At 69.8% G+C, this 12,767-nt stretch carries 14 protein-coding genes; 2 read left to right on the top strand and 12 right to left on the bottom strand.

From position 1 onward, the window contains the following. Positions 1-30: 30 nt before the first annotated feature. From ACPOLB_RS15055 to recA, 11 genes are all read right to left on the bottom strand, one after another. Complete coding sequence (locus tag ACPOLB_RS15055) at positions 31-480, bottom strand: pilin (protein ID WP_425256814.1); 450 nt, start codon at positions 478-480, stop codon at positions 31-33. A gap of 195 nt (positions 481-675) precedes the next feature. Next, positions 676-1,452, bottom strand: a complete 777-nt coding sequence (locus ACPOLB_RS15050; protein WP_425256813.1) for an MBL fold metallo-hydrolase — start codon at positions 1,450-1,452, stop codon at positions 676-678. 188 nt (positions 1,453-1,640) lie between these two features. Beyond that, a complete protein-coding gene (locus ACPOLB_RS15045) occupies positions 1,641-2,336 on the bottom strand; it encodes an FHA domain-containing protein (protein ID WP_425256812.1) in 696 nt (231 codons plus the stop codon). An 83-nt stretch (positions 2,337-2,419) separates the two neighbouring features. Continuing rightward, complete coding sequence (locus tag ACPOLB_RS15040; protein WP_425256811.1) at positions 2,420-3,208, bottom strand: Stp1/IreP family PP2C-type Ser/Thr phosphatase; 789 nt, start codon at positions 3,206-3,208, stop codon at positions 2,420-2,422. 89 nt (positions 3,209-3,297) lie between these two features. Continuing rightward, positions 3,298-4,212, bottom strand: coding sequence for a serine/threonine-protein kinase (locus tag ACPOLB_RS15035; protein WP_425256810.1), 915 nt, complete (start codon positions 4,210-4,212; stop codon positions 3,298-3,300). A 48-nt stretch (positions 4,213-4,260) separates the two neighbouring features. Further along, a complete protein-coding gene (locus tag ACPOLB_RS15030) occupies positions 4,261-4,995 on the bottom strand; it encodes a TerC family protein (protein ID WP_425256809.1) in 735 nt (244 codons plus the stop codon). Positions 4,996-5,124: 129 nt separating this feature from the next. Beyond that, entirely contained in the window at positions 5,125-6,018 is an 894-nt protein-coding gene (gene sucD / locus ACPOLB_RS15025) for a succinate--CoA ligase subunit alpha (RefSeq protein WP_425256808.1), read from the bottom strand. Positions 6,019-6,029: 11 nt separating this feature from the next. Then, positions 6,030-7,190 carry an ADP-forming succinate--CoA ligase subunit beta gene (sucC, locus tag ACPOLB_RS15020; RefSeq protein ID WP_425256807.1) on the bottom strand — a complete coding sequence of 387 codons (1,161 nt, stop codon included), beginning with the start codon at positions 7,188-7,190 and terminating at the stop codon, positions 6,030-6,032. Continuing rightward, positions 7,187-7,768 carry a DUF2889 domain-containing protein gene (locus ACPOLB_RS15015; RefSeq protein ID WP_425256806.1) on the bottom strand — a complete coding sequence of 194 codons (582 nt, stop codon included), beginning with the start codon at positions 7,766-7,768 and terminating at the stop codon, positions 7,187-7,189. The genes sucC and ACPOLB_RS15015 overlap by 4 nt, the downstream gene beginning before the upstream one ends. A gap of 74 nt (positions 7,769-7,842) precedes the next feature. After that, positions 7,843-8,322 (bottom strand): recombination regulator RecX, encoded by a 480-nt coding sequence (recX, locus tag ACPOLB_RS15010; protein WP_425256805.1) that lies wholly within the window; start codon positions 8,320-8,322, stop codon positions 7,843-7,845. A gap of 21 nt (positions 8,323-8,343) precedes the next feature. Further along, positions 8,344-9,384 carry a recombinase RecA gene (recA, locus tag ACPOLB_RS15005; RefSeq protein ID WP_425256804.1) on the bottom strand — a complete coding sequence of 347 codons (1,041 nt, stop codon included), beginning with the start codon at positions 9,382-9,384 and terminating at the stop codon, positions 8,344-8,346. 199 nt (positions 9,385-9,583) lie between these two features. On the opposite strand from recA, the gene ACPOLB_RS15000 reads away from it, so the two are divergent. Further along, entirely contained in the window at positions 9,584-10,255 is a 672-nt protein-coding gene (locus ACPOLB_RS15000) for a response regulator transcription factor (protein ID WP_425256803.1), read from the top strand. A gap of 63 nt (positions 10,256-10,318) precedes the next feature. Continuing rightward, entirely contained in the window at positions 10,319-11,833 is a 1,515-nt protein-coding gene (locus tag ACPOLB_RS14995; protein ID WP_425256802.1) for a sensor histidine kinase, read from the top strand. Here ACPOLB_RS14995 and ACPOLB_RS14990 read toward each other — a convergent pair. Further along, positions 11,799-12,722 carry an NAD(P)-dependent oxidoreductase gene (locus tag ACPOLB_RS14990; protein ID WP_425256801.1) on the bottom strand — a complete coding sequence of 308 codons (924 nt, stop codon included), beginning with the start codon at positions 12,720-12,722 and terminating at the stop codon, positions 11,799-11,801. The genes ACPOLB_RS14995 and ACPOLB_RS14990 overlap by 35 nt on opposite strands. Positions 12,723-12,767: the final 45 nt, after the last annotated feature.

The raw sequence follows: 12,767 nt of genomic DNA, 5'->3' as shown, positions 1-12,767 counted from the left end.
CAGCTGCCTTTCAGGAGGATCAAGTCAAGCTCAGGGGAAGCTCAGACCCGCCGTCTTGCACGAACCCGGCAGGTACTTCGGGCTCATGGTGCCCGGGCCACACTGCCACTCGGACACGATCTTGCGGGCGGGGTCGATGGTCGGCGCCAGCAGCACGGTGCCGTCGATGCCGCTGCCCAGGCCTTGCGACGTCACTTGCACCACGCCAGCGTCATTCGTCGCGATCGAGGCCACGTACTTCGACGTGGAGGTCGACGATTCGCAACCCCACTCGCCGGCGCCCGGCAGGCTGCCCGAGCCGGTCTGCACGGTCTCCGTGATCGAGGTGCGGCAGGCCGAGGCGGCCAGCACGATTTCCGAGACCTTGGCCTTGACGGTGTAGTCCTGGTAGGCCGGCAGGGCGACGGCAGCCAGGATGCCGATGATCGCCACGACGATCATCAGTTCGATGAGGGTGAAACCTTGTTGAACGCGCTTCATGAGGAAAGACTCCTGGGTGAGCAAAAAAGAAGAAGGACGGTTGGGCCGAAGACACCCCCTTGAATGCAGGGTGCGTGCCAGGCTGCTGGGTGCGGCATCGGTCACATGGGATGACGCAAATTGTCAGGTTTCGGGCCGGGCGCAGGAACCGGGGTGGCACAAGGTGACGCAACGCGTCGCCCGGCCGGCGCGCCGCTACAGCGCCAGCACCTGGCCGGTGGTCAGCGCACGGATGCGGTGGCGGCTGGCCTGTGCGCCGATCTCGGCCATCACGGTCTCGACTTCGCCGGGCTTGATGTGCGTGATGTACACGTCCACCGGCGCCTGCAGCCGTGCCAGCTCGTCGCGCAGCTGCGACGGGCACAGGTGCCGGCTGACGCTGGCGAGCACGTGCTCGTCGTCGCGGAAGGCGGTCTCGATCACCAGCGCGCCCAGCGGCAGCGTGGCCAGGCGCTGCCACAGCGCCGGGTTGGGGCCGGTGTCGCCGGTGTAGACCCAGGCCGGCGCGTCGCCCTCCGAGACCGCGAAGCCGACCGCCGGCACGGTGTGGGCGGCGGGCAGCACCTCGATGCGGCGGCCGCCCAGCACGATGGCGTCGCCGACCTCGAAGGCCCGCAGCGCCAGCACCGGGTGCTCGGGGTTGGGCAGCCGCGTGAAGTCGGGCCAGATGACGCCGTTGAAGATGTGCGTGCGCAGCGCGGCGAGCGTGGGCGCCAGCGCGTGCACCTGCACCGGCGGGCGCTGCGCTGCGCTGCGCCGGCGCGTCACGCTGTCGGCCAGCAGGCCGATGGCCAGCACGTGGTCCAGGTGCGAGTGGCTGATGAAGATGTGGTCGATGCGCGCGAGCTCGTCCAGCGTCAGGTCACCGACGCCGGTGCCGGCGTCGATGAGCACGTCGGCGTCGAGCAGGAACGACGTGGTTCGGCTGCCGGCGGCAATCGAGCCTGAACAACCGAGGACGCGGATCTGCATGGAGCGGCTGGTGGGGGGCTGGGGGTGCGCCGGTCATCGTGCAGCCTGGCGCAAGGGGCACCCATGCTGAGGGTTGCGCCGCGGGCGCGCAAGCCGCCAATGTCGCGTTTCATCCCGGCAACTGCGCACGCCGGGAAGGCGCAGGGCGCCGCCGTGACAGCCTTCACGCGGCGCCAGCCGCGGCGGCTTCAGTGGTGGATGAACTGCATCTGCGTGCCGGCGAGCTCGATGACGTCGCCGTTGCGCAGCGGGACCGAATCGCCGACCAGCGGCACGCCGTTGATGCTGGGGCGTGCCGCGCCCTCGACATGGGCGAAGGCGTAGCCGTTCGGCCGCTTGGTGATGGACGCCACCTGCACGCCGGGCTTGCCGACGGTGGTGACGACCTTGGTCAGCGTGACCTCGCGGCCTGCGGCGGCGCCGTTGAGCACCTTGATCGACGCCGGCGTGCTGGGCACCTGCGGCATCGTGCCGGTGAGGCTGGCGTAGGGCGAGGCCTGTCCCGGGTGGCCCGAGGACATCGGGCTCGCGGATGCGTAGCCGGCCGGCACCGAGCCGCCCGGGCGCATGATCATGGTCTTCTCGTAGTCGCTGCCTTCGTCGATCAGGTACTTGATCTTGTACTTGCCGATCTCGACGGTGTCGTTGTGCGCGAGCAGCTGCTTCTTGATCGCCTTGCCGTTGATGTAGGTGCCGTTGGTGCTGTTGAGGTCTTCGATGAAGACGTCGGCACCCACCATCTGCAGCACGGCGTGCTCGCCGCTGACGGCGAGGTTGTCGATGACGATGTCGTTGTAGGGCCGCCGACCGAGCGTGGTCTTGTCCTTGGTGATCTGGACTTCCTTGATGACCACACCGTCGAGCGAAACGACCAGCTTGCCCATGCCTGACCTCTAATGTGCCCACCGCCGGCCGCGGCAGACAGGACGCTCTGCGGCGCCGATCCTGAACAGGTCGTCAGAGGCGGTCATGTGCGGCGGAAGGGCCACCAGGACCGGCTCGACGGGCTTGCGCCGCCGGAGGCGCGCACCAGTATGACCGAGATATTATCCTTTCCACCCGCATCATTGGCGCCATCGATGAGGGCGCGCGCGGTCTGGTCTAGGGATTCGTGCGCCTGCAACAGTTGCGCGATGCTGGCGTCGTCGAGCATGTCCGACAGCCCGTCGGAACACAGCAGGTACATGTCGCCGGGCAGGACCTCGTGCTGGTGGGTTTCGAGCAGCACGGTGTCTTCCACGCCCACGGCGCGCGTGACCAGGTTCTTGTTGGCCGAGAAGGCGGCCTGCTCGGGCGTGATGAGTCCGGCGTCGATCTGTTCCTGCAGCAGCGAATGGTCACGTGTGATCTGCTGCAGCCGGCCGCCGCGCAGCCGGTAGGCGCGCGAGTCGCCGACGTGGCCGACCAGCAGGCGGTTCTCGCGGAACACGGCCACCACCAGGGTCGTGCCCATGCCGGCGTACTGCGGGTTGGAGTTGGCGGCGTTGAAGATGGCGCGGTTGGCGTTGTCGACGCAGATGTCCATCGCGCGCCGCACTTCCGCATCGGTGGCCTGCACGCTGGCTTCGCGCAGCCAGCGCCCGAGTTCGGTGTGGATGAAGCTGGTGGCCATGTTGCTGGCCACCTCGCCGGCGTTGTAGCCGCCCATGCCGTCGGCCAGCACACCCAGCGACACCGCGTCGTCGGTCGCGACGGAGTCCTCGTTGTTGCTGCGAGCGCGGCCGGGGTCAACGGCGGCAAAGAGCTCGATCGTCATGGGCACGGCGTGCGACAGCGCTGCGGGCGCAGGAAAAAAAGTGTGCCGATTGTGCATCGGTTCCCCGCCGATGCCGCGTGGCGCGGCGCTCAGCCGCGTGACATCGGTCCCGACTGGGCGGGTGGCACGCGCAGCGCTGCAGCCACCTGCGCCAGCGCGTCTGCCACGGCCTGCGCGTCGCGTGGCCGCCGCGCCGGCGACTTGTCCAGCAGCTGTGCCACCAGGTCGGCCAGCGCCGCCGGCAGGTCGGGCCGCAACTGGCGCAGGTCGGGCGCGGGCTCGTTGGCGACCTGCCGCAGCAGGTCGCCGAGCGAATGCGACTCGTGCGGCAGCCGGCCCGTGAGCAGCTGGAACAGCAGCACGCCGAACGCGTACAGGTCACCGCGCACGTCGGCCAGGCCGCCCGCCAGCTGCTCCGGCGCCATGTACACGGGGGTGCCGAGCACGATGCCGGTGCGGGTGCTTTCCGCGCCGGCGGCACGCGCGATGCCGAAGTCGGTGAGCGTGACGCGGCCGCTGGACCAGTCGACCAGCACGTTGGCCGGCTTCACGTCACGGTGCACGACCCCGCGTGAATGCGCAAAGGCCAGCGCGCACGCCAGGCGTTCGGTCAGGCGCAGCACCACCGGCTCGGGCAGCAGCCGTGCGGGGCGCGTGTAGCGTTCGAGGTCGCAGCCGCCCAGCAGCTCCATCGCCATCCAGGCGCGGCCGTGGTCGTCGCCGGCAGCGAGCACGCGCACGATGTCGGGGTGGTTCAGCAGCCGGGCCGTCTCGGCTTCGGCCAGGAAGCGTTGGCGCGCCAGGGAACGCTCGTCGTCGCTGGCGTCGGACACCGGCCGCAGCAGCTTGATGGCCACCTGCTGGCCGGTGACGGGCTCGGTGGCGACGTGCACGTCGCCGATGGAGCCGCGGCCGATCAGCGCGCCGAGCCGGTAGCCGCCGACCAGGGGCGCCGCTGCGGGCGGCACGGACTCAGGGAAGGTCGGCACGGGCGGAGACTGCACGGCGGGCACCGTACCACAGGTGCCCGCCGGGGCAGGGGTGCAGGCGGCTCAGTGCGCCGCGTCGCCGCCCGCGGCGCCGCGGCGCTTCTTCAGCAGCATGCCGATGGCCAGCACCAGCAGCGCGCCGGCGAGACCGGCGCCGTAGCGCAGGGTGTCGGCCACTTCGGGCAGCGCGCCGGCACGTTCTGCCGGGGTCGTCGGCAGGTAGGGCAGCACGGCGGGGTCGGTGACGGCCATCGTGCCCGCGATCCAGCCCAGCAGCATGCCGCCGATCAGGATGATCGACGGGAAGCGGTCCATCAGCTTGATCACCAGCTGGCTCCCCCAGACGATGATCGGGATCGACACCAGCAGGCCGAAGATCACCAGTGCCATCTTGTGGTCGCCGCCCGCGCTTTCAGCGGCGCCGGCGATCGCGATGACGTTGTCGATGCTCATCACCAGGTCGGCGACGATGATGGTCTTGATGGCCGCCATCAGCTTGTCCGAGCTCTCGATGTTGCCGTGGCCTTCCTCGTCGGGGGCGAGCAGCTTGACGCCGATCCAGACCAGCAGCACCGCACCCACCAGCTTCAGGTAGGGAATGGCCAGCAGCGTCAGCGCGAAGAAGATCAGCACGACACGCAGGCCGATCGCGCCTGCGGTGCCCCACAGGATGCCCTTGGTCCGCATGGCCGGCGGCAACTTGCGGCAGGCCAGCGCGATGACGACCGCGTTGTCGCCGCCGAGCACGATGTCGATCAGGATGATCTGCCCGACGGCGATCCAGAAATCGGCATGCATGAACGTGTCCACTGGGGTCCCCTCTTGGTCTTGGCTGGACGCCGACAAATCGGCAGCCCGGCAGTGTACGGGCGCCCGTCGGGCGCCCGGCTGCGGAAACTACATACGGCGCGTGGGCCGCGCCGCGCCCTACAACAGGCTCTTGAGCAGGCGCCCCATCTCGGAGGGGTTGCGCGTGATGGTGAAGCCGCACTCCTCCATGATGGCGAGCTTGGCGTCGGCGGTGTCGGCGCCGCCGGAGATCAGCGCGCCGGCATGGCCCATGCGCTTGCCCGCGGGCGCGGTGACGCCGGCGATGAAGCCCACGATCGGCTTCTTCATGTTGGCCTGGCACCAGCGCGCGGCCTCGGCCTCGTCGGGGCCGCCGATCTCGCCGATCATGATCACCGCATCGGTGTCCGGGTCGTCGTTGAACAGGCGCATCACGTCGATGTGCTTCAGGCCGTTGATCGGGTCGCCGCCGATGCCCACCGCGCTGCTCTGCCCGATGCCCAGCTCGCTGAGCTGCGCCACTGCCTCGTACGTCAACGTGCCCGAGCGGCTGACCACGCCCACGCGGCCTCGTCTGTGGATGTGCCCCGGCATGATGCCGATCTTGATCTCCTCGGGCGTGATCAGCCCGGGGCAGTTCGGCCCCAGCAGCAGCGTCTTCTTGCCGCCGGCCGCCTCCTTGGCCTTCATGCGGTTGCGCACCAGCAGCATGTCCTTCACCGGGATGCCCTCGGTGATGCAGACCACCAGGTCCAGGTCGGCCTCCACCGCCTCCCAGATCGCCGCTGCGGCACCGGCCGGCGGCACGTAGATCACGCTCACCGTGGCGCCCGTGGCCGCCTTGGCGTCCTGCACGCTGGCGTGGATCGGGATGCCCTCGAAGCTCTCGCCGGCCTTCTTCGGGTTCACGCCGGCCACGAACGCAGCCTTGCCATTGGCGTAGGCCTGGCAGCCCTTGGTGTGGAACTGGCCCGTCTTGCCCGTGATGCCCTGGGTGATGACCTTGGTGTCCTTGTTGATCAGGATGCTCATGTTCCAGTCCCTTACTTGACGGCGTTCACGATGGCCGTGGCGGCCTCTGCCATGGTGTCGGCAGCGATGATGGGCAGGCCGGAGTCGGCCAGCATCTTCTTGCCCAGGTCTTCGTTGGTGCCCTTCATGCGCACCACCAGCGGCACGCTCAGGTTCACCGCCTTGCACGCCGCGATCACGCCCTCGGCGATGGTGTCGCACTTCATGATGCCGCCGAAGATGTTGACCAGGATGCCCTTCACTTCCGGGTTCTTCAGCATGATCTTGAAGGCCTCGGTGACCTTCTCGGCGGTGGCGCCGCCGCCGACGTCCAGGAAGTTCGCCGGCTCGCCGCCGAAGAGCTTGATGGTGTCCATCGTGGCCATCGCCAGGCCCGCGCCGTTGACCAGGCAGCCGATGTTGCCGTCCAGGCTGATGTAGGCCAGGTCGAACTTGCTGGCCTCGACCTCGGCCGGGTCTTCCTCGTCGAGGTCGCGGTAGGCGACGATCTCGGGGTGGCGGAACAGCGCGTTGGCGTCGAAGTTGAACTTCGCGTCCAGCGCGATCAGGTGGCCCTGGCTGTCGCGGTTGAGCGGGTTGATCTCCACCAGCGAGGCGTCGGTGTCCATGTAGCAGGCGTACAGCTTCTGGAAGATCTCGATCGCTTGCGCGGTGCTGTTGGCCGGCAGCCCGATGGCGTCGGCGATCTTCCTGGCCTGCGCCTCGCCCAGGCCGGTGAGCGGGTCGATGAACTCGGTGACGATCTTCTCGGGCGTGCTGTGGGCGACCTCCTCGATGTCCATGCCGCCTTCGGAACTGGCGATGAAGGCGACCTTCTGCGTGGCGCGGTCGGTGACGAGCGACACGTAGTACTCCTTCTGGATGTCGGCGCCTTCCTCGATGTACAGGCGGCGGACCTTCTGGCCCTCGGGGCCGGTCTGGTGGGTCTTGAGCTGCATGCCCAGGATCTGGCCGGCGAGTGCCTTGACCTCGTCGAGCGAGCGCGCGAGCTTGACGCCGCCGCCCTTGCCGCGGCCGCCGGCGTGGATCTGCGCCTTCACGACCCAGACCGCGCCGCCGAGCTTCTGTGCCGCCTCTTCGGCCTCGCGCACCGTGAACGCAGCGTGCCCGCGCGGCACCGGCACGCCGTGCGCGCGCAGCAGTTCCTTGGCCTGGTATTCGTGGATCTTCATTCGGTGCTCCTCGGGGAGTCGGGGGTCGGGGAAGGAGAGGGGCGGTACCAGCGCGCGTAGTGCGTGCGCACGGCTTCGCCGTCGCTGCGCAGCGCGTGGCAGCGGTCGAGCTGGAAGGGCTTGTCGTCGCCATGGCCGCGGGTGTCGATCACGGAGCCGGCGAAGGCCTGGATCACGGCGGTGGGCAGCACCTGGGCCAGTTCGGTGATGTGCGTGCAGCCCTGCACGCCACCCACACGTTCGCGCACGCCGTCGCGGAAGCCCCGCGCGAGGTTCAGGCCCACGAGGCGGTCGTAGGCGTCGCCGTGCGCGTCGCACTGCCCGACGTAAGGCATCCAGCGGGTTTCGGCGCCGCAGGCGAGCACGGTGAGCTGGGCGTCGACGACCAGCCGCAGCAGCATGTCGTGGATGGGATGCCCGGCGCTGCGGACCTGGCCGGCCAGCGTGGTGGCCTGGGGGCGCACGTCGACGACGGTGGCGTCGACTTCCCACAGGCCGTCGTCACGCGCATACACCTGCACATCGATCTGACGACGGTGGTGGAGCTGGCGAGTGGCCGCCGCGGGCGGGAGAGGCATCAGGCAGGGTGGGGAAGAACGCGGCGGCGAATGTAGCATGTTGCAACGCAGCAACTGCTGTGGGTTCCCACAGGTCAGGCGTCGTCGTCGCTGTGGTCGGCGCCTTGCACGACGCGCCGGATCACGTCGCCATCGAAGCCGCGGGCGGCCAGGAAGCGCATTTGCTTTGCACGGCCGGCCGCGTCGTCGGCCGGTGCGCCGAATTTGCGCTGCCAGACCTGGCGTGCGCGTTCGAGTTCGGTCCCGCGCGCCTGCTGCAGCGTGGCGGCCACCAGGGCGGGGTCCAGCCCCTTGGCCTGCAGCGTCTGCTTCAGGCGCCGCGCACCGAAGCGCTGGCCCTGACCGGAGAGCACCGATTCGGCGACCCGCTCTTCGCTCAGGAAGCCATGCGCGGCCAGTTCGTCCAGCGCGCGGCCGATCTGCGCTGCCGCGCTGGCGTCGTCGGTGTCTTCGGCGTGGCGTGCCAGCTTGCGCTCGAGTTCGGCGCGTGAGTGCTCGCGCTGCGCCAGGTAGCGCAGCGCCCGGCCCTTCAGGGACGGGGCGCCGAAACCCATGCGGGATCTGCGCCGGTCCGCTTACTCGGCGGCCGGGGCTGCGCCCAGCAGCGGGATGCCCAGCGAGTCGCGCACCTTGTTCTCGATCTCGCGTGCCACGTCGGGGTTCTCGCGCAGGAACTCGCGCGCGTTGTCCTTGCCCTGGCCGATCTTCTCGCCGTTGTAGGCGTACCAGGCGCCGCTCTTTTCCAGCACACGGGCGGTCACGCCCATGTCGATGATCTCGCCTTCGCGGCTGATGCCTTCGCCGTAGAGGATGTCGAATTCAGCGGTCTTGAACGGCGGGCTGACCTTGTTCTTGACGACCTTGACCTTGGTCTCGCTGCCGATGACTTCCTCGCCCTTCTTGATGCTGCCGGTGCGGCGGATGTCGAGGCGCACGCTGGCGTAGAACTTCAGCGCATTGCCGCCAGTGGTGGTCTCGGGGCTGCCGAACATGACGCCGATCTTCATGCGGATCTGGTTGATGAAGATGACCGTGGTGTTGGTCTTCTTGATCGTGGCCGTCAGCTTGCGCAGCGCCTGGCTCATCAGCCGGGCCTGCAGGCCGGGCAGGCTGTCGCCCATCTCGCCTTCGAGTTCGGCCTTCGGCGTGAGCGCCGCGACCGAGTCGACCACGATCAGGTCGATCGAGCCCGAGCGCACCAGCGCGTCGACGATCTCCAGCGCCTGCTCGCCGGTGTCGGGCTGGCTGATCAGCAGGTCCTGCAGGTTCACGCCCAGCTTCTGTGCGTACTGGATGTCGAGCGCGTGTTCGGCGTCGATGAAGGCGGCCGTGCCGCCCAGCGCCTGCATCTCGGCGATGACCTGCAGCGTCAGCGTGGTCTTGCCCGAGCTTTCCGGGCCGTAGATCTCGATCACCCGCCCGCGCGGCAGGCCGCCGACGCCCAGCGCCACGTCCAGGCCCAGGGAGCCGGTGGAGACGACCTGGATGTCTTCGATGACTTCGCCTTCGCCCAGGCGCATGATCGAGCCCTTGCCGAACTGCTTTTCGATCTGGGCCAGCGCGGCCTGCAGGGCCTTGGCTTTTTCGGTGTTCAGGGCTTTGACAGGTGCGTCCATGGCGATCTCCTCGGTTGGGCGAATTATGGCAGAAGCTGGATATGCGTACAGCACTTTCGGGTGCCGCCCTGCGGGGGACCGGTCCGCTTGTCCTCGGTCAAGCCGGCGGCAGGGGGTGATTGCCTAGAATCAAGTGGCCTTTCGACGCCGAGAGCCTGCGCGACCACGTCGCGCCACGGGCCGACCCTGGAGACACGCGATGCGCATCCTGATTGCGGAAGACGATCAAGTCCTGGCCGACGGCCTGTTGCGTTCGCTGCGTGCCTCGGGGTATGCCGTCGACCAGGTCGGCAGCGGCAGCGAAGCCGACGCCGCGCTGGCCTCGCACGAGTTCGATCTGGTCATCCTCGACCTGGGTCTGCCCAAGCTGCACGGCTTCGAGGTGCTGCGCAAGCTGCGTGCGCGCGGCTCGGCGGTGCCGGTGCTGATCCTCACGGCCGCCGACAGCGTGGAGCAGCGCGTGAAGGGCCTGGACCTGGGTGCCGACGACTACATGGCCAAACCGTTCTCGCTGCAGGAGCTGGAAGCGCGCGTGCGTGCGCTCACCCGCCGCGGCCTGGGCACCGCCAGCAGCGTCATCAAGCATGGCCCGCTGTCGTTCGACGCCACCGGCCGCGTCGCCTACCTCAACGACCAGATGATCGAGCTGTCGGCGCGTGAACTGTCGCTGCTCGAGGTGCTGCTGCAGCGCTCGGGCCGCCTCGTCAGCAAGGACCAGCTGGTCGAGCGCCTGTGCGAATGGGGCGAGGAGGTCAGCAACAACGCGATCGAGGTTTACATCCACCGCCTGCGCAAGAAGATCGAGCAGGGCCCGGTGCGGATCGCGACCGTGCGCGGCCTCGGCTACTGCCTGGAAAAAATTGCCGCCTGACGTCCGCATGCTGTCGAGCCGGATCAAGCCCCATGCGCGGATCCGGCTCCGCCGGTCCGCTGCATGAGCCCCCCCGGGGGGCAGCGACCGGCAGGGAGCGTGGGGGCCCCTATCCAACGCGAACAACGTTCCCTCTTCGGCGAGATCCTGGACTGGATGCTCGCGCCGCTGCTGCTGCTGTGGCCGATGAGCGTGGCGCTCACCTGGCTGGTGGCGCAGAACATCGCCAACCGCCCCTACGACCGCGAGCTGGGCGAACTGGTGCGCGCCGTGGCGCGCCAGGCGCAGGTGGAGGCCGCGACGCCCACGCGCCCGCAGGCGCTGGTGCGGCGCAGCCTGGAGCAGACCGCCACGCAGCTGCTGCGCCCCGACGACAACGACAGCCTGTTCTTCCAGGTGCTGGGCACGCGTGGCGAGCTCGTGGCCGGCGACGCCGACCTGCCGGTGCCGCTGCACGTGCAGCCCAGCCCCGAGCTGCGCTTCCGCGATGACGTGATCCGCGACGAGCCGGTGCGCGTGGCCTACCTCTGGGCGCCGCACGACCTGGCGCCCGAAGGCACGCTGGTGCAGATGGCCGAGACGCTGGACAAGCGCTCGCGCCTGGCCACCGAGATCATCAAGGGCGTGATCCTCCCGCAGTTCGTGATCCTGCCGCTGGCGGTGCTGCTGGTGTGGCTGGCGCTGGCGCGCGGCATCCGGCCGCTGGCCGAGCTGCAGCAGCGCATCCGCCGGCGCGAGAGCACCGACCTGAGCCCGATCGAGGAGCGCCACGTGCCCGAGGAAGTGGCGCCGCTGGTGGGGGCCATCAACGACCTGCTGACGCGGCTGGACCAGTCGATCGCCACGCAGCGCCACTTCCTGGCCGATGCCGCGCACCAGCTGAAGACGCCGCTGGCCGGGCTGCGCATGCAGGCCGAGCTGGCCGAGCGCGAGATCGACAGCGGCCACGGCGACCCGCGTTCCATGAAGCACACGCTGCAGCAGATCGCGCTGTCGAGCCAGCGTGCCGCGCACATGGTGAACCAGCTGCTGGCGATGGCGCGCGCCGAGGACCGCGAGCAGGCCATCAGCCGCCAGGACGTGGACCTGGCCGGCATCACGCGCGAGACCGTGCGCGACTTCGTGCCCAAGGCGATGGACAAGCGCATCGACCTCGGCTACGAGGGGCCGCAGTCCGAGGGCGGTGCCGACCTCGTGGCCCACCTGATGGGGCAGCCGGTGCTGGTGCGCGAGCTGGTGCGCAACCTGGTGGACAACGCGCTGCAGTACACGCCCGCCGGCGGCACGGTGACGGCGCGGGTGACGCCCGACCCCTTCGGCCAGGTGGTGGTGCTGCAGGTGGAGGACACCGGGCCGGGCATCGCGCCGGCCGAGCGCGAGCTGGTGTTCCAGCCCTTCTACCGCGCGCTCGGCACCAACGTCGACGGCAGCGGCCTGGGTCTGGCCATCGTGGCCGAGATCGCCCGTGCCCACGACGCCGAGGTCACGATCACCGACGCCCACCCGCGCAGCGGCGCCACGGCCGGCGCGCCGGGCGCGCTGATCACGGTGCGGTTCCGGATCCAGGCGCCGCTGTAGCGGCCTGCGCAGCCTGAGTCGCTGCCCGCGTCTCGATCCAGCGCCACAGCGCCGAGTCGTCCGCCAGCCCCAGGCCGTCCTGCAGGGCCAGCGCGAACTGCAGCGCCGCGGCCACGCCCACCGGCACCGCCGCACCCACCGCCCGCGCGGCGCCCAGCGCCAGCGCCGAGTCCTTGGCCAGCAGGCCCATGTGCGCGCGCGGCGCGGTGTCGCCGGCCAGCGCGCGGTGCATGCGGTCGCTGCCGATCCAGCTCTGCCCGCTGGACTGCTCGATCACCGACAGCGTCGCCGTGGGGTTCAGGCCCAGGCGTTCGGCCAGCGCCAGCACTTCGGCCGCACCGGCCAGGTTGATCGCCGCCAGCAGGTTGTTGCACAGCTTCGTGCGGGCGCCGTCGCCCACCTGCGGGCCGATGCGGAACAGCCGCGACGCCAGCGTCTGCAGCAGCGGTTCCCAGCGCTGGTAGAGCGCGTCGTCGCAGGCCACCATCAGGCTCATGGTGCCGTTGCGCGCGCGTTCGGGGCCGCCGGACATCGGCGCGTCGATGCAGCCGATGCCGTGCGTGGCCAGCTGCGCGGCGCAGGCCTCGGTGTCGGCCGGGGCGATGGTGGGGCAGAGCATCACGGCGGCGCCGGCCGGCAGTGCCGCAGCCAGGCCGTCGGGGCCGAAGAGCACTTCGCGCGTCTGCGCCGCATGCACGACCGCGATGATCACGAGCGCACAGTCCGCCAGGCCCGACGGCTGCGCCGCGTGGCTGGCGCCGGCGGCCACCGCCTGCGCCACGCGGCTGGCGTCGATGTCGCAGACCTGCACGGCGTGGCCGGCATCGCGCAGCCGCAAGGCCATCGCGAGCCCCATGTTGCCGATGCCGACGAAACCGATGCGGTTCATGGCCGTGCTCCCCGGGGCCGCGGCCCCATCTCCGCGCCGCCGCCG

It is taken from the genome of Rubrivivax soli (genome assembly GCF_049810355.1).
GTDB lineage: Bacteria > Pseudomonadota > Gammaproteobacteria > Burkholderiales > Burkholderiaceae_C > Rubrivivax.
This window is presented reverse-complemented; position numbering and strand designations above follow the sequence as displayed.